Below are 20,981 nucleotides of genomic sequence, written 5' to 3' on the forward strand. Positions count from 1 at the left end.
AACGTTGCAGGCTTAGTCTTTTACCGATACTTGAATTTTGTTTTTTTCGCTCATACGCATTGCTTTCGCGCGAATTTTGGCTTCAAGTTTATCAACTAAGTCGTCGTTGGCTAAACGCTCTTTTACGCGCTTGCCATCTTCGTACAAACCACTCATGTTGCGAGCGCCGGTAAGCCCTAAATCTGACACTTCCGCTTCTCCGGGACCATTAACAACGCAGCCGATAATAGAGACGTCCATAGGCGTTAAGATATCTTCAAGACGTTCCTCTAGCGCATTCACGGTTCCAATTACATCGAATTCTTGGCGAGAGCAGCTAGGACACGCAATAAAGTTGATACCGCGAGAGCGAATACGCAAAGACTTAAGAATATCGAAACCTACTTTTATCTCTTCTACAGGGTCGGCAGCCAAAGAGACGCGTATGGTGTCACCAATGCCTTCGGCGAGCAACATTCCAAGCCCTACGGCGCTTTTGACCGCGCCTGCACGCTGTCCGCCGGCTTCTGTAATACCCAGGTGCAATGGCTGATCGATTTTTTGCGCCAACAGTCGATAGGCACCGACGGCCAAAAACACATCCGATGCTTTCACGCTAATCTTAAATTGATCAAAATTAAGTTTGTCGAGAATGTCCACGTGACGCATGGCAGATTCAACCAGCGCTTCTGGCGTAGGCTCACCGTACTTTTCTTGTAAATCTTTTTCTAACGAGCCGCCGTTAACCCCAATTCGAATAGGGATATTGTTGTCTTTAGCGCAATCTACTACAGAGCGTACACGCTCCATGTTACCTATATTACCGGGATTAATACGCAGACAATCCACGCCATACTCGGCAACTTTTAAAGCAATGCGATAATCAAAATGAATATCTGCCACCAAGGGCACGCTCACTTGGCGCTTAATTTCTTTAAACGCTTCGGCTGCATCCATAGTTGGCACGGAAACACGCACAATATCACCGCCTACAGCGACTATTCTATTTATCTGCGCAACAGTTGCAGCAACATCGGTAGTGAGCGTATTGGTCATGGATTGGACAGCAATGGGAGCGCCATCACCTATAGGAACATTACCCACATTAATACGTGTGGACTTTCTGCGTTTAATAGGGCTATCTGCAAACATCTAAATACCTATAAAGGAAGCGTGAAGCGAGCTATCTTTCCGTTTTGAAACGATGTGATATCTGCTAGCTCGCCATTAACTAATATGCGCACATTATCTGGTGCGCCTAGTGTAACTGCAACAGGAGGAATACCTTGAATGTCCATAACTCGTCCCTGTTGCTTTACGCCAGTGGCGATAATCTCTCCGGTGGCATCCTCAATATTTACCCAACAATCTTCACTAAACGTAAAGGTCATTGATATAGGCGCGGCGGCCTCATTTAAACTTAAATCGGCGTCTTCCTCTTCTGTCATGCTGCTGACAAGCGCCGTGAGATTATTGCTGTCGTTAATTTCAGAAGGCGGCGCTGAAATTGGACCGCCTTCTTGACCGTCGCGAACTATAAGGTTAGTGGAGGGCTCTGATAACGCTGGCGGAGTCAGTTTACTAGACTCTTGAGCAGTGCGCGTTAAATCACTGTCCAACGTTGATGCCGATCCGCCTGATGTAGACCCGCCTAATAACGAACCCGTAGACACTTCATCGTCATAGACTAAGTCTCCAGACTCCGGCGACCGTGCCGTTGCCATGACGTCGTCCTTTACTGACTGAATAAGCGATGCATCTGCCGCTGTGTCGTCACCTGGCTGCTGATACCACCACAACACAACACCACCAATAATAACGAGCAGGATAATGTATGTCACCATCATCCAGCGATCGTCATGTGTCTGTTTTGCTACACGCTTTGAAAAACTTTGAAGCTTGTCAGATGAAGGCACTTCAGATTGATTATGAAAGCGTTCAAATGCTTCAATTACGTCATCTGAAGGCAGTCCTAATTGCTTCGCATAATTTCGAACGTATCCTTTCGTAAAGGTTACTGATGAATTTTTGTCAATGACGTCATTTTCTAAATCATTGATTTGAAGCGCTTTTAAAAAAAGTTTACTGGCAACTTCTTGTTGTGAGAGACCCAACGCTTCTCTGCGCTCTTTCAATAAGGTCCCAGGACTTGGCGTGCTTATTTTTTGCTGCGATGTAACTTCTTGACTCGCGTTTTCTTCTGACACCATTACCCTCTATTCCTCCTGCATACTCGGTGGTACTAACCAAAGCTTCTGACCAGCAATTATAGCGCCAGTATTGTCTAGGTTATTCCACTTTTGCAGCGTAGCCATCCTGATATTGTACAACAACGAAATACGATATAAGTTTTCCGCCTCTTTTACTACATGGAATTGACTCGTTTGGTCGGATAAATCCGACGCTGCAACTACATTTTGATTTTCAGCATCCCGCATAGACCAGCTTCCCTCTTTTACCTCACTGACGCCTATCTCCGGTTCGGCTGATTCAGCCATTGCTTTTGGACCTTGCTCTGGCTTTAATTTAGATTCCGACTCACCTGCTGATGCTTGAGCCATTTGTTCATTGTTTCTCACCACCAAGACAGTTTGTTTTGTTACTGGTCTTAATGTAGATTCGCCTTGGCTTCCATCGACACCGAACCCACTGACTGACTCTTTCACCACTGTCTTGACCGTTTTAATTACCTTAGCTTGTAGGTTTGACCGTTCTGCCAAATAGCGTTTAGCTAACGTACTATTGGGAAACAGAGACACTAACATATCGCCATAGCCCTTTGCAGCGGCATCATCTTTTTGTCCCTTTGCGATTTCAAATGCAAGCCATAACGAATCAGGTGATACTTTGGCTACACGCTCATAACGACGAAGCGTTGTTTCTGCCTTCGACCACTGCTCTGTAGCTACGTAGAGTTCTGACAGCAAAAACAATGTTTTGGCCCGAGCAGGCTGATGTTTTAGGGCGTTTTCAAAATACGCGATTGCATCGAGGATATTATTTTGAGATTGAGCACAAAGCGCTAAGTTTTCGTAGGTTTGGGCAGCATTTGAATACGTGCGGTTATCGATAGCGCGCAGAAAATAGGTTTTCGCTTCATCATATTGACTGTTCTGACACTTGAAAGCGCCAAAGCTATTCGCAATATCGCCGTTGTTAGGTTCGATATCCAGCGCGGTCATGTAATATTCCTCAGCACGCTGATTTTCACCTACAAGTTGGTAATAATAGGCCATTGCATATTGCACATCTGCCGAGCGAGGGTCAAATTCTATGGCTTTATCGAGATTGCGCTTAGCCTGAGTGTAATTATTATTTTTCAGATAAGTAAGACCCAAAGACATTCGCGTTCGTGCGGCCTCTTCAGGATCAAAATCTGCGCTGTTAATGCCTGTTTGGCTACTGCTAACACACCCCACTATAAGCAGCGATGCGCCCATTAACGCGGCGCGCATGCAGCTTTTTAATCCTCTTTGCAATCCAGTTGGCATAGTCTTACCCTAATATCTTGATGATTATTGGGCCATTTTTACTGAAATTGCTTCGCCCTTCACCTGTTTTTTTAACATTCTTTTTGTTCTGTCAACAACATCACCAACTAATTGACCACATGCAGCATCAATATCGTCGCCTCGCGTTTTGCGAACAACGGTAGTAAAACCATATTCCATTAGCACTTTAGCAAACCTATCTATCCTAGAATTACTCGAACAGGTGTACGGCGAACCAGGGTACGGATTAAACGGAATAAGATTTATTTTACTTGGCGTATCCTTCAGTACTTTCGCTAGCTCGTGAGCTTGCTCCGTGCTGTCGTTAATATGTGAAAGCATAACATATTCTACCGTTACACGGCCCTGATTTGCCTTTGACTTTGCCAAATAACGACGCACACCAGCGAGAAACGCTTCAATATTGTATTTTTTGTTTACCGGTACAATCTCATTTCGCAATTCATCATTTGGCGCGTGTAGTGAAATAGCTAACGCTACGTCAATCTGATCACCAAGCATATCTAACGCAGGCACTACACCTGACGTGCTCAATGTGACGCGACGTTTTGACAAACCAAAGCCAAAATCGTCTAGCATAATGTCCATCGCTGGGACCACATTTTTAAGATTGAGTAAGGGTTCGCCCATTCCCATCATGACCACGTTGGTAATAGGACGCTTGCTAGTATCTTTTGATAGACCTAAGAAGGTGGCAACGCGCCATACCTGACCAATAATTTCGCTTACGCTAAGATTACGGTTAAACCCTTGCTGGGCAGTACTACAAAACGTGCACTCTAGAGCACAGCCTACTTGTGAAGATACGCACAACGTGGCCCGTTCTTCCTCAGGTATCCAAACAGACTCTACTTCTTGGCCGCCTTCAAGCGTTAAAGCAAACTTGATGGTTCCGTCACTGGCTTCTTGAAAATATGCAATTTCAGGGGCTTTTATTTCGCAGTGCTCGACAAGCATGGCTCGAAGGTTTTTATTGAGATTACTCATTTTCTCAAAATCGCTCTCGCCCTGCTGATAAATCCATTTCATTACTTGGTCAGCACGAAACGGTTTCTCCCCTTTTTCCTTGAAGAAATTGCGCAAGCCTTCGCGATTTAGATTTAATAAGTTTGTTTTTGCCATGAATAAGATGACCCTTTTACCTTGTGAGGATTACTACCTCGAACTGCTTAATTGAAAGTGCTAGTACTACTAAATTGTACTTAAGAAGCGACTAAAGTCAGTAACACTTTAACGAACAAGAATGACTGTCTTTAGTGCCGCCCATAACACGTTAATACGTACATTAATTGCTGTATTTTTCGCTGCGCTTCTCATTGCGTTTAGAGGGAAACCTAGCTTAAGGACAGTGTGGAAACCGCTTTATGTCGTAAGCGCGTTTCACGCTAAGCTTCGTGATTAAAATTTGCTCAAATTCTACCATGTAAACCAATACATAAAAAGTAATGAGCCGTGTTTACCCACTTCAGATATAAAAAAACGAGGCCGGAGCCTCGTTTCAGAGTTTGAAAAACTCTACATCATCTGAATTCTGTTTAGGAATAGTGCAAGCAATTGTTTTATTTAATATAAATTAAATCTACAATCTTAGTATGGCTACAATCACAAGGTGCAATCCGTAAAAGTCGCGTAATAGTTAGCCTATTACTTAATTTTGCAGAGCAACAATTCTCGATTCTAGCGGTACTGAGCGCTGTTTTTAAACGGAATTCAGGTTACGTCATTTTGACAACGTACTTAACGAGTACGTGGGCAAATTTCTTCTTCTGAGAAGAAGTATGCAATTTCACGAGCAGCAGATTCAGGTGCATCAGAACCGTGAACCGCATTTTCGTCGATTGAAGCAGCGTAGTCAGAGCGAAGCGTTCCTGCAGCCGCATCAGCTGGGTTGGTTGCACCCATGATTTCACGGTTTGCTAAAACAGCGTTTTCACCTTCAAGAACCTGAACCATTACTGGACCAGATGTCATAAAGTCTACCAAAGCACCAAAGAAAGGGCGCTCTTTGTGTTCTGCATAGAAACCTTCCGCTTGCTCTTTGCTCATGTGTAGCATCTTAGAAGCAACGATGCGAAGACCAGCAGATTCAAAACGATTGTAAATTGCGCCGACTACGTTTTTTGCTACCGCATCAGGCTTGATAATCGAAAAAGTGCGCTCAAGAGCCATGTTTTTTCTCCAAACAAATAAGTGTGTTTTCAATTTTTGGCCGCGAATTATAGGCAATAATGACCGTAATGACTAGTGACTATTTGTAAAGCGACTCAGTCACTTTGAGCATTAGCATATTTCAATGCAATGCCAACAACTATAAACATTCCCAATTTGCCGTCAAACCATTGTATTTAATGTATAAATCACGTGGGAGAATTTCACATAAGCAAAATACGAAAACGAAATTTTGCTTTTAAAAAAGCATGCTCATATGTTTGCGCGAGCTAAATCTTGTATTTTGCCTACGATAGCGCGAAGCCCGTTACCTCGGGTGGGTGTAATATGACGCTCTAAATCCAAAGCTTCAAAATACCCGTCCACATCAAATTGTGTGATGTCTTTCGGCGACTTATTATTATAGGCTGCAAGAACTAACGCCAATAAACCTTGAACAATAACCGCATCACTGTCTACATCAAACGTGATTTTACCGTTATCAAAAGATTCCACTAGCCATACACTGCTTTGGCAGCCTTTTACTAAATGCTCCGGTGTTTTCTCACTTTCCGGTAAGCCTGGGATGGACTTGCCTAAATCGATAATATACTGGTAGCGCTGCTCCCAATCATCGAAAAACGCTAAGTCATCAATAATTTCTTCACTGCTAGGCAACTTCATCTTTTATCCTGTTTTCAATTTAAAAGAAAAGGCCAGCTTCTAGCTGCGCTTCTTCACTCATCATTTCACGAGACCAAGGTGGATCAAACACCAGCTCTACATTCACTTTACTCACGTGAGGCACCATAGCAACGCGATATTCTACATCGCCAACTAATACTGGTCCCATTCCACACCCTGGTGCGGTTAATGTCATTTCAATGTCTACGACACCGTTTTCTTGAATATTGACAGTGTAAATAAGCCCAAGAGAAACAAGGTTGATAGGGATCTCTGGATCAAAAATAGTTTCTAGTGCATCCCACACCTGCTGCTTACTTACGTTTCCATCGCTAGGTGCATCGAAGCTAAGCACCATGTCTTTGCGGCCAATGGCACCTGCATCAGTACCGTCGATACGATACATGTTGCCTTTCCAAGTGATAGTGTAATTACCACCTAACTCTTGGGTAATGCTGACGAATTCGCCTTCTGGGATAACAACAGGGTTCCCCGCCGGTACCAAACGCGCTTTACATTCGCGCTCGGTGACCACCATTTTTTGCTTCATAAACTGCTAGTGCTCTATTAATTTTTTGCGAGACTGTGTTGTTGCGAACTGTTATCTTGCGAGATTACGTGCTTGCAAGAATACGCTCTGCGAGATTGTACTTACCAGATTAACCGACGTTAAAACTCTCGCCACAACCACATTCATCAACTACATTCGGGTTGTTGTATTTAATCACCCCATTAACACCTTCTTGCACATAATCAATTTCAGTGTTTTTGAGCAGTTCCGTCGCATCAGCAGCAATCGCCACGTTTAGCGTAGGTGAAATCTCAATAATTTCATCATCGTCTTTTGCGCTATCTGCAAAATCCAGCACATATGCGTAACCTGTACAACCGCTCACTCGTGTAGATAGGCGAATTAACTGACCAGGCTTTTCTTTAAGCTTACCTTCGAAATGCTTAACGGCACTGTCTGTTAGCGAGATGAGTTGTGTACTTGGTACAAACGTTTCAACACTCATAATGCCCCCTTAGGCCAACATCATTTTAGCTTTTTTAAGTGCAGCAAAAAGGCTGTCCACTTCTTCAAGCGTATTATAAATTGAGAATGAAGCGCGGGCAGTTCCAGGAATACCAAAGCGCTTCATTAATGGCTGCGCACAATTATCACCCGTGCGAATGGCAACACCTTGCCTATCAAGAATAAAGCCAATATCTGCAGGATGTGCACCGTCGAGTAAAAAGCTTAACACACCAATTTTATTCGGTGCGGTGCCGACAATTTTCATACCGTCGAGGGCTTCAGCTTGCTGTGTCGCATACGACAAAAGCGCATGCTCGTGTTCATGTAACGCGGCGACATCAAGCTGTTTAAACCACTCAACCGCGGCCCCCATACCAATCGCTCCGGCAATATTGGGTGTACCCGCTTCAAGTCTATTAGGCAGCGCTCCCCACGTGGCTTCGTGGTAAGTGACATCTTTGATCATCTCGCCACCTACCTGCCAAACGGGCCAAGACGCTAAAACCTCTTTTTTACCCCACAAGCAACCGATGCCGGTAGGACCAAAAAGTTTATGACCAGAGAACACGTAAAAGTCGCAGCCGATGTCTTGAACATCAACACCGCCATGAGCAATACCTTGCGCACCATCAACAAGTACCCAAGCTCCAACGCGTTTTGCTTTTTCAGTCAACACTTTAATAGGGTTCACTGTGCCCAATGCATTAGAAACATGTGGAAATGCAACTAGCTTTGTTTTGTCAGAAAGCAGCTTTTCAAACGCTTCAATGTCTAGCTCACCATTATCAAAAATAGGAACGATATTGAGCGTAGCGCCGGCTTTTCGACAGGCTTGTTGCCATGTTACCAAGTTTGCGTGGTGCTCGAGTTCTGTAGCCATGACTTCGTCGCCCTCAGCTAAAAGCTGAGATAATCCATTTGCCACTATATTAATAGCTTCGGTAGTACCCGCAGTCCAAATAACTTCTTCACGAGCGCTGGCGTTGATAAAACTTGCCACACTTGCTCTCGCATTTTCATAGCGACGAGTTGCTTCGTCTGATAAATGGTGAGCCCCACGGTGAACGTTAGCATTTGTGCCAGTATAAAAATCGACAATGGCGTCGATAACCGCCTGCGGCTTTTGCGTGGTCGCAGCGTTATCTAAATATACCAGAGGCTTCCCATCTACAGTTTTGGAAAGAATAGGAAACTGTGCACGAAGTGCGTTAACGTCTAAGCTCATTTAACCTCCATTTGGGAGAAGCGCTTGCTGAGTAACGGCTGTAGCCACTCACGAATTGCGCTATTTGGTACATCGTTGACCAGTTCTTGGATAAACCCAAAGTTAAGCATTACCAGTGCTTTACTACGCGGTACACCGCGAGTAAGCAGGTAATAAAGTGCTTCTTCGTCAATTTCAGCTACAGTTGCACCGTGAGCACACTTAACGTCATCAGCATAAATCTCTAGCTCGGGTTTTGTATTGATAACACCGCGGCGAGAAAGCAAAAGATTGCGGTTGTTAAGTTCGGCCAAGGTTTTTTGCGCATCGCGGTGAATATGAATTCGACCATTAAATACAGCGCGAGCCTTATCACCCACAATACCACGGGCATTTTCTTCCGTGGTACCGTTTGGCATTGCATGCTCAATGGTTGAGTGAAGGTCGAATAACTCACCTTCCGCCAACAAATAAATGGCATTCATTTTGGCATCGGCAAACTCACCAGCATGATGAATATCTACATCTAGGCGAGATAAATCGCTTCCATAACCTACCATAGTAGAATTTAAAGTAGAGCGATTGTGTAATTTAAAGTGACTTCCACCAAGCTGTTTGGCCGCTGCCGTAAACATGGCAAAGCGGTAGTGCTCTAAATGGGCATCATCGGCAATATCGTATTCAGCAAAAGCGGTGGTTAAACTATCGGTGTCACCCACGCCTTGCTCTATAACAGTGGCGCTGGCCCCCTTTGCTACTTTTACAACAACACGGGTATGTGCATCGACGTTTTGCGTGGCCATGTTAACAATACGCACTGGTGTATCAATTTTGGCATTTTCTTCAACGCTGATAAAGATACCGTGCTCACACAACGCATCATTCACTAGTCCAAACATGTGTCGAGTAGGCTTAATTTGCCCGTAAATACTCGATATCGCTTGCTGAGTTGCCACATCGTCATGCTTGAGCGAGGTGATTGTCATGCCTTTTGGTACATCCAGCGTGTTCACTTGCGTTACCAATACGCCGTCAACAAATACTACATCGATAGCATTTAGGTTATCGATAGCGGGTACCGGCAGAACGTCGGCCTGTGTTGTCGTTTTCGCTTCGCGTTTTTCTACAGAAGTAAGCGGCGTAAAACGCCAGCTTTCGTTTCTGCGCGCTGGCCAACCATCGGCTTTTAATTGCGTTAAGGCCTGCTGACGCACGGGCGCTAAATAATCATCACACTGCGCCCCGTCAATGACCTGTTGTAGCCATTGACTCATGCCTCTGCCTCCTCGTACGCTTTCCCTAGGAATGCGTACCCTTCTTTTTCCACTTCGTGAGCGAGTGATGCATCACCACTTTTCACAATTTTGCCATCGGCAAGAATGTGTACGAAATCGGGTTTGATGTAGTCAAGCAAGCGCTGATAGTGTGTTACCACGATAAAGCTTCGCTTGCCGTCGCGCTGACTGTTTACGCCATTGGCAACAACTTGAAGTGCATCAACGTCAAGACCGGAATCTGATTCATCAAGAATACACAGTGACGGCTCTAACAAGATCATTTGCATGATTTCGTTACGCTTTTTCTCACCACCTGAGAAGCCTTCGTTAACACCACGCTTAAGAAAATCGAGTGGCAGTTGCACTTGTTTGCAGGCTTCTTTCGCCTTTTTCAAAAACTCAGCAGCTGTCAGAGCTTCTTCACCACGCTCTGCACGCATGGCATTCACAGACTCTTTCATGAATTCCATATTGCTGACACCAGGAATTTCTACCGGGTATTGAAACGCTAGGAACAAGCCTTCACGAGCACGCTCTTCAACTTCAAGATCAAGTAAATCTTTTCCGTTTAACGTTACCTCGCCTTCGCTCACTTCATAGCCATCGCGACCTGACAATACATAACCTAACGTGCTTTTACCGGCACCATTGGGGCCCATGATAGCGTGTACTTCACCTGGCTTAATCTCAAGATTAAGACCTTTAATGATGTTTTTCTCTTCTACGCTGGCATGTAAATTCTTTATACTAAGCATTGATTACCCCACTGAACCTTCAAGACTAATTTCGAGCAGCTTGCCGGCTTCGACGGCAAATTCCATTGGCAGCTCTTTGAATACTTCTTTACAAAAACCGTTAACAATCATCGATACGGCTTTCTCTGTGTCTAAACCACGTTGGCGACATAAAAATAGTTGTTCGTCACTCACCTTCGATGTTGTCGCTTCGTGCTCAACAATGGCTGATGGGTTACGACTCTCGATATATGGGAAGGTGTGTGCACCACACTTATCCCCAATAAGCAGCGAGTCACACTCGGTAAAGTTACGCGCGCCGTCTGCACGTGGTCCCATTTGCACTAAACCACGATAGGCGTTGTTACTGTAACCTGCCGATATTCCTTTGGAGATGATGGTTGAGCGCGTATTTTTGCCCATATGGATCATCTTTGTACCGGTGTCGGCTTGCTGACGTCCGCGGGTTAGTGCTACTGAATAAAATTCACCTACGCTGTTGTCGCCTTTAAGGATACAACTTGGATATTTCCACGTTACTGCTGACCCAGTTTCAACTTGAGTCCAAGAAATTTTAGCGTTGGTGTGTGCTATGCCACGTTTGGTCACAAAGTTGTAAATACCGCCTTTTCCGTTCTCATCACCTGGATACCAGTTTTGAACGGTAGAATATTTAATTGTGGCGTCATCCATTGCAACTAGCTCAACCACCGCGGCATGCAGCTGATTCTCATCGCGCTGCGGTGCAGTACAACCTTCAAGGTAGCTTACATGACTGCCTTCATCGGCGATAATCAATGTGCGCTCGAACTGACCCGTGTTCATTTCGTTAATACGGAAATAGGTGGAAAGCTCCATTGGACAACGAGTGCCTTTTGGAATGTAAACAAACGAACCATCAGTAAACACAGCGCAGTTTAGCGCAGAGAAATAATTATCTGTGCGAGGCACTACTGAACCAATGTACTTTTTAACAAGGTCAGGATACTTTTTAATTGCCTCAGAAATAGGGCAGAAAATAACGCCCGCTTCTTCTAGTTTAGAACGGAACGTGGTGACCACTGATACAGAGTCAAATACTGCGTCTACTGCAACACCTGCTAACATTTCTTGTTCGTGCAGCGGAATACCCAGCTTTTCGTAGGTACGCAGTAGCTCTGGGTCGACTTCATCTAACGATTGAGGCTTGTCTTCCATACTCTTTGGTGCCGAGTAGTAAGAAATTGCCTGAAAATCAATTTTTGGGTACTCTACATGGGCCCAATCAGGCTCTTCCATTTCAAGCCACGCATGGTAAGCCTTTAGACGCCATTCGAGCATCCACTCAGGCTCATTTTTCATCGCGGAAATACGACGTATAATCGATTCATCTAGGCCGCTTTCAAACGTGTCCGATTCGATCTCTGAATAAAAACCAGCCTCGTACTTTCTCTCTAACGCCTGTTCGATCTGTTCACTCATGTTTGGATCTCGCTTGTTTGCCTGCATTTGCTGCCTAAGCCTTCCATTCACCTTGGCTTGGAAAATTACCCCACGGTCTTGGTAATTCCCCTTAGTTCACGGCACGGATGTCGTGCAGTGAGCATTTTACAACGGTGGCAGCCTTGAAAATTGGTGCGGTATTATATAATACCTGAGTAATCCACTCAAATATTCAGCGACGTATTTTGCGCTACTTGCTTTAAAAAATCTTAAGCTAACGCCACTTGCCGCAATCGGTTTGTTACATCTGTTACCTTATTTACTACGTAATCGATGTCGTCTTGGGTCGTAAATCGTCCCACACTAAATCGAATTCCTGCATGGGCCAGTTCATCACATCGTCCCAGTGCTTTAAGCACGTATGAGGGCTCTAAACTTGCCGATGTGCATGCAGAGCCAGATGACACTGCAATATCATTAAGCCCCATCATCAAACTTTCTCCATCTACATCGGCAAAGCTAACATTTAAAATACCCGCAACGCGCTTTTCCTTATGGCCATTTAGGTACACGCCATCAATCTTACTAAGCCCACTCCATAATGAAGTACGAAGGGCTTTAATACGCTCGTTTTCAACGTCCATCTCTCGACTAGCTAATTCAAGTGCAGCGCCCATACCCACGATTTGATGTGTTGCCAGCGTACCCGAACGCATGCCACGCTCATGACCACCGCCATGAATCTGTGCTTTAAGATGAATTTTCGGGCTGCGGCGAACGTAAAGTGCTCCCATTCCCTTTGGCCCATAGAACTTATGAGCCGACATAGACAGCAGGTCTACCGGAAGCACATTTAGATCTACAGCAACCTTACCCACACTTTGCGCTCCATCCACATGAAATAACACATTGTGTTTACGGCAAAGTTTACCAATAGTTTCGATGTCTTGTATTACACCTAGTTCGTTGTTTACATGCATTACAGAGACTAAAATAGTGTCTTCTCTAATTGCGCTCTCCAACTCCGATAAATTAATTAGGCCATCGGTGCCCACAGACAAATAAGTGACGTCAAAGCCCTGCGTTTGCAGATACTCACAGGTATCAAGCACTGCTTTGTGTTCGGTATTAATGGTAATGATATGCTTGCCTTTCGATGCATATCCTTCAGCGACGCCTTTTATTGCCAGATTGTTCGATTCTGTGGCACCAGAGGTAAATACGATTTCTCTTGGGTCGCAATTCAGTGCATCGCTAACCTGATTACGAGCAATATCAACGGCTTCCTCTGCCATCCAGCCAAAGCGGTAGCTTCTTGAAGCCGGGTTGCCAAAATTGCCTTCGAGGGTTAGGCATTTCGCCATCTCTTCGGCAACGCGCGGGTCCACGGGTGTTGTGGCGGCATAATCTAAGTAAATAGGAGAAGATAATGTCATCGTCATCAATGCCCTCTTTTACAGCCTAATGCTTACTTCAATATCGTTAGCTATATTGCGCAGGGCTGTATTGTTATCTTGGCGCCCCGCTACCTCTCGCACATCATGCTTTTCCATTAATTCGCCAAGGGTAATGGAGTGTAAAAAACTTGAGATACGGTCGCTTAAATCCTGCCATAAGCTATGGGTTAGGCAGCGTTCACCGCCTTGGCAGTCTGCTTGACCTTGACATCGTGTAGCGTCTATCGATTCATCAACTGCTGATATCACTTCACCTATGGCAATCTCATTAGCGCTGCGTCCAAGCAAATAACCACCACCAGGACCACGCACGCTTTCGACCAACTGCTCTTTACGCAATCGAGAAAATAGCTGCTCTAAATAAGAGAGTGATATTTCTTGTCTTTCAGATATATCGGCAAGGGGAACAGGACCACGCTTTGAATGTAATGCAACATCAAGCATTGCGGTAACCGCATAGCGCCCTTTAGAGGTAAGTTTCATCATTGTCTCCCGCCTTCACGTTAATGGCGAGATTTTTACATACCCGACTAAAATGGTCAAGTATAAGACCTAGTAAATTAGTCAGGTATTATCAATTAACAACTTAACTGCCATCGATTTGAAGAAGGCAGCTTAAGTATGAAAGAAACTGCGTTATTTTTGTTTTGTTAACCTTCCTATTACAGACCAATAAGATACCGGCATTAACCGCTCAATAAATGACAACAGTACCGTGAAGTTTCATTCTATTGGCCTTTATTTAATTGCTCTTGTTTAATTGAATGTGCGCTAAGATACTATCGGCTATACGATGGCTTTGTATGGTATCTATTTGGTGACGTAGGCCACGCAAGACTTGGTGCTTTGCCCCTGCAATAGCCTTCGCTGTCGCAACACCACCACTGGGGTGCACCATCCGATCCACATCACCATGAATAACCAATGTAGGTACAGCAACTTTGTTCAGTAATTGGGTACGATCGCCAGACTTCATAATCGCGCCTATTTGCCGAAACATAGCTTTTGAATCGCTCTTTGAGCCGTTTCGTTGCCAAGCTAGTTTTGCATACTGCTGCCATTGACTGATTGCGCCCTCTGCCGTGCTATCACCAATGTGAGTCATCATGGCGTGATAGTTTTTAATTGCCTCGTGTTCGCTTGTGGGTGCCTTTGCTCTCGCCATTCGCCATAACGTTGAGTAAGAAGGTTGGCCTACCCTTCTGCTGCCGGTTGTCGAAAATATGGAGGTCATTGACTCAACAACGTCTGGGTACATACTTGTGAGTGTTTGCGCAATCATTCCCCCCATCGACATACCCACTATGTGAGCACTTTTAACCTGTAGCCCAGCTAAAAGTTGCGCAGTATCTTCTGCCATGCGCTCTAGCCCGTATGCTCCTTTTGGCGCTTTCCCACGCAATTGTTGCAGTACACTAGGATGTGGAGTAGTGCTTCTTACAGAACGACCTGCATCGCGGTTATCAAAGCAAATTACACGAAAATCACTTGCTACCAGCCGCTCTATTAAAGCGCTAGGCCAATAAACTAATTGAAGCCCAAGCCCCGCAATAAGTAAAACCGTGCCGTTTTTATCTTGCCCGTGTTCGGCATAACAAAACGTATCTCCGTTTTGCAGTGTAATAAACTGTTCTTTGTGTTGCGCTAAGCTCATTGTGCTTCTCTCACTGTGCTTCTCTTACTGTGCCTTCTAACTCAGCGCTTTTCTCAAACTTTAACGCCGGGTCGTCTACCCTACCTTTACGAAAAATCTTTACATCTTCAGCATAATTCCACGACATAGACCAAGGGAAACGGACACCCTGGCGCGGTAGCTTATCTATTGAACGTTGAATATATCCGGCGCCAAAATTAAGCAACGGTTGTGTTTCCATATTCGGATCTGCAATAGGTGTACATTGAAGGTAATCGTGCTGTTTCATATGATTTAATAGTCGCGTTAAGTGCTCGCACAATAGCCCTATTTTTAGGGTCCACGATGATGAGGTATATCCCACGGCGATAGCAAAGTTTGGCACTCCGCTTAGCAACATTCCTTTATAGGTAACGCATTGAGGAAGCGAAACCACCTTTCCATCTATTTTTGGAATTAGGCCACCTAGGGGAAGCAAATTTAGCCCCGTTGCCGTGATGATCACATCTGCATCGATATGCTCTCCAGATTCAAGCTGAATACCTGTGTGGGTGAAATTGTCGATGTTGTCGGTGACAACCGACGCCGTTCCCTCTGATATCGCATTAAAAAGGTCGCCGCCCGGTACTGCGCAAAGCCTTTGCTCCCAGGGGTTGTAGGGTGGATTAAAATGCTTATCAACAGGATATCCTTCTGGCAGCATTTTTACGTTCAAATTGCGTATAATTTTTCGAGCTCTATTGGGAAAGCGCTGGCAAAACGCATACACCCAACGTTGCTTTGCTATATTAAAGCGTCGAGCAGCCTTAAAAGCTAAATTATCACCGAACAAAGGCCTCAAATACTTTGCGACAGGATCTTGAGTTGGAACGGGTAAAATATAAGAGGGCGTTCTCTGTAGCATGGTCACATGAGCAGCGGTTTTCGCCAGCGACGGAACTAAAGTAACAGCAGTGGCGCCGCTGCCGATGACAACCACTCGTTTACCTTCATAGTCCAAATCTTCAGGCCAATGCTGAGGGTGTACAATGTCGCCCGCAAAATGCGATTGCCCCTTAAATTCAGGTGCATACCCCTTATCATATCGATAGTAACCTGACGCATTAAATACCCATCGAGACGCTACCTGCTCGGTATGTCCAGTCTCTTCACAACGCAGCGTTACCAGCCAATACTGCTTATTACTGTGCCAATCTACGTCCACAACGCGGGTTAAAAACCGTATGTTTTCTCTAATGCCATTTTCATCGGCGGTTTGCTCAACGTACGCTTTTATTGAGCTTCCATCGGCAATTGCTTTTTTCTCTTTCCACGGCTTGAAGTCGTACCCAAACGTGAACAAGTCTGAGTCAGAACGAATACCGGGGTACTTAAACAAGTCCCAGGTTCCACCAAGGTCTGCACGAGCTTCTACGATGGAGTAAGTCAAAGCCGGACACTTATCTTGCACGTGATAAGCGCAACCAATACCTGAAATACCGGCCCCGACAATCAATACATCTAACATTGGCACTGTGTTTTGCATGCTTACCCCAAAAAGTGATAACAAGTGTTATCACTTTAATGTATGTTGTTGCAACGAAGTCGTCAATGCATAATATGGTAGCTATGAAAAATACATCTATCACTTGTGAAGCAGCCACAGAACGCACATATTCTGGCATTTCAATGTCCGAACGCATTGCGCTGCGCCGACAGCGTTTTATCGAAGCGGGGATTTCACTCTTTGGCACTGTCGGTTTTCAGTCAACCACTATGCGCATGTTGACCGCACAGACCGAGTTAACAAACCGCTACTTTTACGAGTCCTTCACTAACTTAGAAGATTTATTGGTAGCCTGTTATGAAAAGCTTATGGATGATTTCCGTCTTCGACTAGAAGAAGAGCTTGAAAAAGCAAGCAAGTACAGCGAGCCATCGCAGCGCATTCGCCCTGGCCTGAATTGTTTTTTCAAATCTATGGCAGATCCAAAGTTTGCCAGAATAACTCATGCTGAAGTGTTAGGAGTGAGTGAGCGCGTAGATAGACTGTACAGTCGTTGCTCCGCCGACTTTGCCACATTAATGATGTCTTATTTAACCTCACCTGTGTCCGACAAAAAGCAGCTTTCAGACACTCAAATGCAGTTTATTGGCGCGGCGCTCACAGGTAGTTTAATTAACAGTGCAATGGTATGGGTAAACAGCCATTATGAAGCCAGCATTGACGATGTTATCGATGCATCACTGGCTATTTTTATTGGCACGGTAAACCAACTGCAGTTAGCGTAGCTTATTGAGTCGGTGTGTACGCAAGTCTCGAACGTTGATCTTTCCTTTAAATTACAAAGGCCATGACTATTTGCGGGAGCGTGCCGATATCACTACCAACATTGCGTAGGCTAGCAGAAAGCTGACGCTTGAGTTCGCAAGAATACTCTTTTATTACACCAGTCCGCACAGATAATTACCCTCTCAGCGAGACTATGCGAATTAATGGTATTACCCATTATCTTTTATCGATTGCATCGATACATAAGTAGATGTAGAGGCCAAATGAGGTAACTGAGAAATAGACTCTGCTATCACCTTCCGATACTGATTGATATCAGATGTTCTTATTTTCAATAAGTAATCAAAAGTACCAGCGATAAGATGGCACTGTTCAACTTCGGGGATTTTACTTACCGCAGCATTAAAATCTGCCAAGGCAGATTCTCTCGTATCCGACATTTTAACTTCAGTAAATGCCACCATTTCCCGCTCCAGCTTTGCATGATCAACAATAGCGCGAAAGCCAAGAATGTAACCGCCATCAATTAATCGTTTTAAACGAATTTGACATGGCGTTTTCGATAATCCGATACGATTAGCGAGTTCACTTATCGATAACCTACCGTCAAGCATCAGTTCTGTAATGATTTTTTTATCAAAATTGTCCATTTGAACTCACCTGTTTTGATTTTAGTTCATTTAAACGTTTAAGTACCATAAATTAAGTTCAAAAAATATACTTTAAGTGTTTTTTTAGTTCAAAAAAATCACCTAATAAAAGTATGCTTTTTCTATCACCTTATTGAATCAGAAACCCGAGCCAGCCCCATATTGCATGGAGCACTTTATCAAAACTCAAATACCTTATATCAATGTTAACATCACTCTTTTAGATAGGAATGGCAACGGGCGATGAGGTGATAAAAAAGAAAAGTGATATACGAATCATTGAGCGAGAACTTAATGCATTAACATTCCAAATAAGGGTGACAACTAGCATTACACACAATAATAATACGATTACAACAAATGTAAGGAAAACAGATGAGCACACAAGCTTTTAGCAAAACGATGCTATCAATGTCAGTCTTAATGGCATTATCATCAACGGCAAGCTTCTCAGGCGCAGTGCATGCGCAGGAAAAGCAAGTAGAGGAAGAGTTGGTTGAAAAAATTGCAGTACTAGGCTCTCGAAGAGCACAATCAAGCTCAACAATGGAAACCGCTAGTCCTATCGACATCGTCGACTCAGATCAGCTTATGCGGCAAGGTAGTACAAATGCTATAGATGCCCTGACTGCCGTGATCCCCTCTTTAAACGCAAGTAGAGAGCCTATTTCAGACGCAGCGAGTATGGTTCGTCCCGTAAACCTGCGCTCGTTAGCCGCTGACCAAACACTCGTACTTGTCAACGGCAAGCGCCGCCATCGTGGCGCGGTTGTAGGTGAATTTGTTTCCGGTGTTAACCGAGGTGCGCAAGGTGTTGACGTAACCCCTATGTTTGGCGCTGCTTTAAAGCGCGTTGAAATTCTTCGTGATGGTGCTGCCGCTCAGTATGGTTCTGATGCGATAGCTGGCGTAATCAACTACGCACTTGAGGATGATCCTGAGACAAGAATGATTACCGCCCAGTATGGTAAGTCATATTATAACGACGGAGAAACGTTTGAAGTTTCAGGCGCATATGGCTTCCATCTCGGTGATGACGGCTTCCTCGTTGCTTCGTTCCAAGCGAAAGATTCAGGTGCAACCAGTCGAGGGATTCAGGACGGTGAGGGAACGAACAGTGGCGCAACTGCGCTTGACGCTGCTGGCTTTCCCGTTGCCGACCCTGTTGTTATCTGGGGCGCTCCAGAGGTGACAGATGACTACAAATTTTTCATTAATTCCGGTTACGACATTAATGACAATGCGCAAGTCTATTCATTTGCTAACTATGCAACCCGCGATGTAGACGGCAGCTTTTTCTATCGTAACCCTACGTCTCGTCAAGGCGTTTTCGCCAGTGGCTCCAACGTACTATTTGCAGATTCAACTGGCGAAGGATGCCCAGTAGGACCACTGCCAACAACAAGCTTTACTGATGCCCAGAATTTCGTCAACGGTGCCGGTGACAACTGTTTTGCATTCTTCTCACAGTTTCCCGGTGGTTTTACCCCTAGGTTCGGCGGCAGTGTTGAAGATTTCAGTATAGCACTTGGTGTAAAAGGTGAACTTGATAACGGCTTAGTCTACGATTTTAGTGTCGTTAATGGTGAAAATAACTTGTCGTATGAAATTTACAATACGGTTAATGCCTCATTAGGTGCTGCGTCGCCTAACGAGTTCTACCTTGGGGCTCAAATCGAAAACGAAACCGTAGTCAACGCAGATTTTTCGCAAGCTGTCGAGGTTGATGCATTTTCATCAGACTTAAACATAGCGTTTGGTCTTCAATATCACGACGAATCATTTGAAATTCAGCCGGGAGACGAGGCATCCTACGCAGCAGGCGAGTTTGTGTCGCAAGGTTTTTCCGTTGGCTCAAATGGTTTCCAGGGTTTCAATCCAGACATTTCTGGGAAGTTTTCGCGTAACAGTACGAGTGCTTACGTCGACTTCGAGGCTGACGTTACCGATAGCCTATTATTGGGTTTAGCTGTTCGCTATGAGGACTATAGCGATTTCGGCACGACCACAAATGGTAAGGTATCAGCGCGTTACTTCCTCACAGACGATGTCGTTTTACGCGGCGCTGTCAGTACGGGTTTCAGAGCACCTAGTGTAGGACAATCAAATCTGCAAAGAGCGGCGACCAATTTCAACAATGGTCAGCTTGAAGAGCTGTTAGTGGTATCTACAACCAGTCCTTTTGCAACCTTGTTTGGTGGTGGTCAACTTGGCCCGGAAGATGCCAACAACCTCAGTCTAGGGTTTACCACTCGCTTAGGTGACCTATCGCTTACTGTTGATTATTTCAACATTGAAATTGAAAACCGTATTGCTCAAGTTACCCGCGAGTTGACTACGGAGCAGCGCGATCTACTCGTCGCTGGAGGCGTCGCTGAGGCCGCCACTGTAAGTCAGGTATCATTCTTCGTAAACGACTTTGATACTGAAACATCAGGCGTGGACGTAGTTGCTGACTACCCACTGGATTGGGATAACGCGATGACCAAACTCACCCTAGCGGTTAACTATACCGATACCAAAGTGACCAACAGAGGTGAAACCGTTACCGACGCGCGAGCCCGTGAAGTAGAAGATGCACTTCCTGATTTTCGTACAACGTTCACCATTGACCATACTTTTGAACCATTTAACGCGTTAATACGCGTAAACTACTATGGCGAAGTATTTGAAAACCTGTTTAACGATGAGACATTACCCATCGTAACAGATGGCTTATTTTTAGTTGATGCAGAAGTGTCTTATGATATCGATGAAAATATGTCGGTCGCCATTGGTGCAAAAAACTTATTTGATGAATTTCCTGATGAATGGGAAAGCGGAGGCTTCACTGGCCGCGATGGCGGTTTCTTAGGTGCAATTTATCCTCTTAACCATCCAGCAGGACTAGGTGGCGGAAGTTACTACATGAGATTTACAGCTAACTTCTAATTCCGTTTCTTAATGGATAGCCTTCTGTTTATTGGTTAATCAGAAGGCTATTTTTTTAAG

Annotated in this window: 19 protein-coding genes; 2 read left to right on the top strand and 17 right to left on the bottom strand. The window is 44.7% G+C overall.

Annotated elements, in window-relative coordinates; all coding sequences use genetic code 11:
- Positions 1 to 12: 12 nt before the first annotated feature.
- From ispG to ACOJR9_RS13220, 16 genes are all read right to left on the bottom strand, one after another.
- Positions 13 to 1,131, bottom strand: coding sequence for a flavodoxin-dependent (E)-4-hydroxy-3-methylbut-2-enyl-diphosphate synthase (gene ispG / locus ACOJR9_RS13145; protein ID WP_420933396.1), 1,119 nt, complete (start codon positions 1,129 to 1,131; stop codon positions 13 to 15).
- A gap of 8 nt (positions 1,132 to 1,139) precedes the next feature.
- The gene (locus ACOJR9_RS13150) at positions 1,140 to 2,189 is read right to left on the bottom strand and encodes a RodZ domain-containing protein (protein ID WP_420933397.1); all 1,050 of its coding nucleotides are present in this window, start codon (positions 2,187 to 2,189) and stop codon (positions 1,140 to 1,142) included.
- A 6-nt stretch (positions 2,190 to 2,195) separates the two neighbouring features.
- The gene (gene pilW, locus ACOJR9_RS13155; RefSeq protein ID WP_420936134.1) at positions 2,196 to 3,434 is read right to left on the bottom strand and encodes a type IV pilus biogenesis/stability protein PilW; all 1,239 of its coding nucleotides are present in this window, start codon (positions 3,432 to 3,434) and stop codon (positions 2,196 to 2,198) included.
- 60 nt (positions 3,435 to 3,494) lie between these two features.
- A complete protein-coding gene (locus tag ACOJR9_RS13160) occupies positions 3,495 to 4,613 on the bottom strand; it encodes a bifunctional tRNA (adenosine(37)-C2)-methyltransferase TrmG/ribosomal RNA large subunit methyltransferase RlmN (protein ID WP_420933398.1) in 1,119 nt (372 codons plus the stop codon).
- A gap of 615 nt (positions 4,614 to 5,228) precedes the next feature.
- Positions 5,229 to 5,660 (bottom strand): nucleoside-diphosphate kinase, encoded by a 432-nt coding sequence (gene ndk, locus ACOJR9_RS13165; RefSeq protein WP_032097108.1) that lies wholly within the window; start codon positions 5,658 to 5,660, stop codon positions 5,229 to 5,231.
- Positions 5,661 to 5,912: 252 nt separating this feature from the next.
- Complete coding sequence (locus ACOJR9_RS13170; protein ID WP_420933399.1) at positions 5,913 to 6,323, bottom strand: SufE family protein; 411 nt, start codon at positions 6,321 to 6,323, stop codon at positions 5,913 to 5,915.
- Between the two features lie 19 nt (positions 6,324 to 6,342).
- Positions 6,343 to 6,873, bottom strand: a complete 531-nt coding sequence (gene sufT / locus ACOJR9_RS13175; protein WP_420933400.1) for a putative Fe-S cluster assembly protein SufT — start codon at positions 6,871 to 6,873, stop codon at positions 6,343 to 6,345.
- 109 nt (positions 6,874 to 6,982) lie between these two features.
- Positions 6,983 to 7,339, bottom strand: a complete 357-nt coding sequence (locus ACOJR9_RS13180) for a HesB/IscA family protein (RefSeq protein WP_420933401.1) — start codon at positions 7,337 to 7,339, stop codon at positions 6,983 to 6,985.
- 9 nt (positions 7,340 to 7,348) lie between these two features.
- Positions 7,349 to 8,566, bottom strand: a complete 1,218-nt coding sequence (locus tag ACOJR9_RS13185; protein ID WP_420933402.1) for an aminotransferase class V-fold PLP-dependent enzyme — start codon at positions 8,564 to 8,566, stop codon at positions 7,349 to 7,351.
- Positions 8,563 to 9,819, bottom strand: coding sequence for a Fe-S cluster assembly protein SufD (sufD, locus tag ACOJR9_RS13190; protein ID WP_420933403.1), 1,257 nt, complete (start codon positions 9,817 to 9,819; stop codon positions 8,563 to 8,565). The genes ACOJR9_RS13185 and sufD overlap by 4 nt, the downstream gene beginning before the upstream one ends.
- Positions 9,816 to 10,577 carry a Fe-S cluster assembly ATPase SufC gene (gene sufC / locus ACOJR9_RS13195; protein ID WP_420933404.1) on the bottom strand — a complete coding sequence of 254 codons (762 nt, stop codon included), beginning with the start codon at positions 10,575 to 10,577 and terminating at the stop codon, positions 9,816 to 9,818. Before sufC ends, sufD begins: the two co-directional genes overlap by 4 nt.
- A 3-nt stretch (positions 10,578 to 10,580) precedes the next feature.
- Complete coding sequence (gene sufB / locus ACOJR9_RS13200) at positions 10,581 to 12,017, bottom strand: Fe-S cluster assembly protein SufB (RefSeq protein WP_420933405.1); 1,437 nt, start codon at positions 12,015 to 12,017, stop codon at positions 10,581 to 10,583.
- A gap of 230 nt (positions 12,018 to 12,247) precedes the next feature.
- Positions 12,248 to 13,414 carry an IscS subfamily cysteine desulfurase gene (locus ACOJR9_RS13205; protein WP_420936135.1) on the bottom strand — a complete coding sequence of 389 codons (1,167 nt, stop codon included), beginning with the start codon at positions 13,412 to 13,414 and terminating at the stop codon, positions 12,248 to 12,250.
- An 18-nt stretch (positions 13,415 to 13,432) separates the two neighbouring features.
- Positions 13,433 to 13,918, bottom strand: coding sequence for a Fe-S cluster assembly transcriptional regulator IscR (gene iscR, locus ACOJR9_RS13210; RefSeq protein ID WP_420936136.1), 486 nt, complete (start codon positions 13,916 to 13,918; stop codon positions 13,433 to 13,435).
- A 259-nt stretch (positions 13,919 to 14,177) separates the two neighbouring features.
- Positions 14,178 to 15,089, bottom strand: a complete 912-nt coding sequence (locus tag ACOJR9_RS13215; RefSeq protein WP_420933406.1) for an alpha/beta fold hydrolase — start codon at positions 15,087 to 15,089, stop codon at positions 14,178 to 14,180.
- A 10-nt stretch (positions 15,090 to 15,099) separates the two neighbouring features.
- On the bottom strand, positions 15,100 to 16,593 hold the full coding sequence (locus ACOJR9_RS13220; protein WP_420933407.1) for a flavin-containing monooxygenase: 1,494 nt from the start codon (positions 16,591 to 16,593) through the stop codon (positions 15,100 to 15,102).
- Positions 16,594 to 16,658: 65 nt separating this feature from the next.
- Between ACOJR9_RS13220 and ACOJR9_RS13225 the strand changes: the two genes are divergently transcribed.
- The gene (locus ACOJR9_RS13225) at positions 16,659 to 17,339 is read left to right on the top strand and encodes a TetR/AcrR family transcriptional regulator (RefSeq protein ID WP_420933408.1); all 681 of its coding nucleotides are present in this window, start codon (positions 16,659 to 16,661) and stop codon (positions 17,337 to 17,339) included.
- A 210-nt stretch (positions 17,340 to 17,549) separates the two neighbouring features.
- Here ACOJR9_RS13225 and ACOJR9_RS13230 read toward each other — a convergent pair whose 3' ends face one another.
- The gene (locus ACOJR9_RS13230; RefSeq protein ID WP_420933409.1) at positions 17,550 to 17,990 is read right to left on the bottom strand and encodes an Lrp/AsnC family transcriptional regulator; all 441 of its coding nucleotides are present in this window, start codon (positions 17,988 to 17,990) and stop codon (positions 17,550 to 17,552) included.
- A gap of 375 nt (positions 17,991 to 18,365) precedes the next feature.
- Here ACOJR9_RS13230 and ACOJR9_RS13235 point away from each other — a divergent pair, with 375 nt between their 5' ends.
- The gene (locus ACOJR9_RS13235) at positions 18,366 to 20,921 is read left to right on the top strand and encodes a TonB-dependent receptor plug domain-containing protein (RefSeq protein ID WP_420933410.1); all 2,556 of its coding nucleotides are present in this window, start codon (positions 18,366 to 18,368) and stop codon (positions 20,919 to 20,921) included.
- Positions 20,922 to 20,981 lie beyond the last annotated feature (60 nt).

Origin of the sequence: Alteromonas ulvae, assembly GCF_048987005.1 — a bacterium.
GTDB lineage: Bacteria > Pseudomonadota > Gammaproteobacteria > Enterobacterales > Alteromonadaceae > Alteromonas.

Excerpts from the sequence above, each read along its gene's own strand:
- pilW (WP_420936134.1), bottom strand. The coding sequence starts at position 3,434 with ATGCGCGCCGCGTTAATGGGCGCATCGCTGCTTATAGTGGGGTGTGTT.
- iscR (WP_420936136.1), bottom strand. The coding sequence starts at position 13,918 with ATGAAACTTACCTCTAAAGGGCGCTATGCGGTTACCGCAATGCTTGAT.
- ACOJR9_RS13225 (WP_420933408.1), top strand. The coding sequence starts at position 16,659 with ATGCATAATATGGTAGCTATGAAAAATACATCTATCACTTGTGAAGCA.
- ndk (WP_032097108.1), bottom strand. The coding sequence starts at position 5,660 with ATGGCTCTTGAGCGCACTTTTTCGATTATCAAGCCTGATGCGGTAGCA.
- sufD (WP_420933403.1), bottom strand. The coding sequence starts at position 9,819 with ATGAGTCAATGGCTACAACAGGTCATTGACGGGGCGCAGTGTGATGAT.
- ACOJR9_RS13205 (WP_420936135.1), bottom strand. The coding sequence starts at position 13,414 with ATGACATTATCTTCTCCTATTTACTTAGATTATGCCGCCACAACACCC.
- sufC (WP_420933404.1), bottom strand. The coding sequence starts at position 10,577 with ATGCTTAGTATAAAGAATTTACATGCCAGCGTAGAAGAGAAAAACATC.
- ACOJR9_RS13220 (WP_420933407.1), bottom strand. The coding sequence starts at position 16,593 with ATGCAAAACACAGTGCCAATGTTAGATGTATTGATTGTCGGGGCCGGT.
- sufB (WP_420933405.1), bottom strand. The coding sequence starts at position 12,017 with ATGAGTGAACAGATCGAACAGGCGTTAGAGAGAAAGTACGAGGCTGGT.
- ACOJR9_RS13160 (WP_420933398.1), bottom strand. The coding sequence starts at position 4,613 with ATGGCAAAAACAAACTTATTAAATCTAAATCGCGAAGGCTTGCGCAAT.
- sufT (WP_420933400.1), bottom strand. The coding sequence starts at position 6,873 with ATGAAGCAAAAAATGGTGGTCACCGAGCGCGAATGTAAAGCGCGTTTG.
- ACOJR9_RS13170 (WP_420933399.1), bottom strand. The coding sequence starts at position 6,323 with ATGAAGTTGCCTAGCAGTGAAGAAATTATTGATGACTTAGCGTTTTTC.
- ACOJR9_RS13235 (WP_420933410.1), top strand. The coding sequence starts at position 18,366 with ATGAGCACACAAGCTTTTAGCAAAACGATGCTATCAATGTCAGTCTTA.
- ACOJR9_RS13230 (WP_420933409.1), bottom strand. The coding sequence starts at position 17,990 with ATGGACAATTTTGATAAAAAAATCATTACAGAACTGATGCTTGACGGT.
- ACOJR9_RS13180 (WP_420933401.1), bottom strand. The coding sequence starts at position 7,339 with ATGAGTGTTGAAACGTTTGTACCAAGTACACAACTCATCTCGCTAACA.
- ispG (WP_420933396.1), bottom strand. The coding sequence starts at position 1,131 with ATGTTTGCAGATAGCCCTATTAAACGCAGAAAGTCCACACGTATTAAT.
- ACOJR9_RS13185 (WP_420933402.1), bottom strand. The coding sequence starts at position 8,566 with ATGAGCTTAGACGTTAACGCACTTCGTGCACAGTTTCCTATTCTTTCC.
- ACOJR9_RS13215 (WP_420933406.1), bottom strand. The coding sequence starts at position 15,089 with ATGAGCTTAGCGCAACACAAAGAACAGTTTATTACACTGCAAAACGGA.
- ACOJR9_RS13150 (WP_420933397.1), bottom strand. The coding sequence starts at position 2,189 with ATGGTGTCAGAAGAAAACGCGAGTCAAGAAGTTACATCGCAGCAAAAA.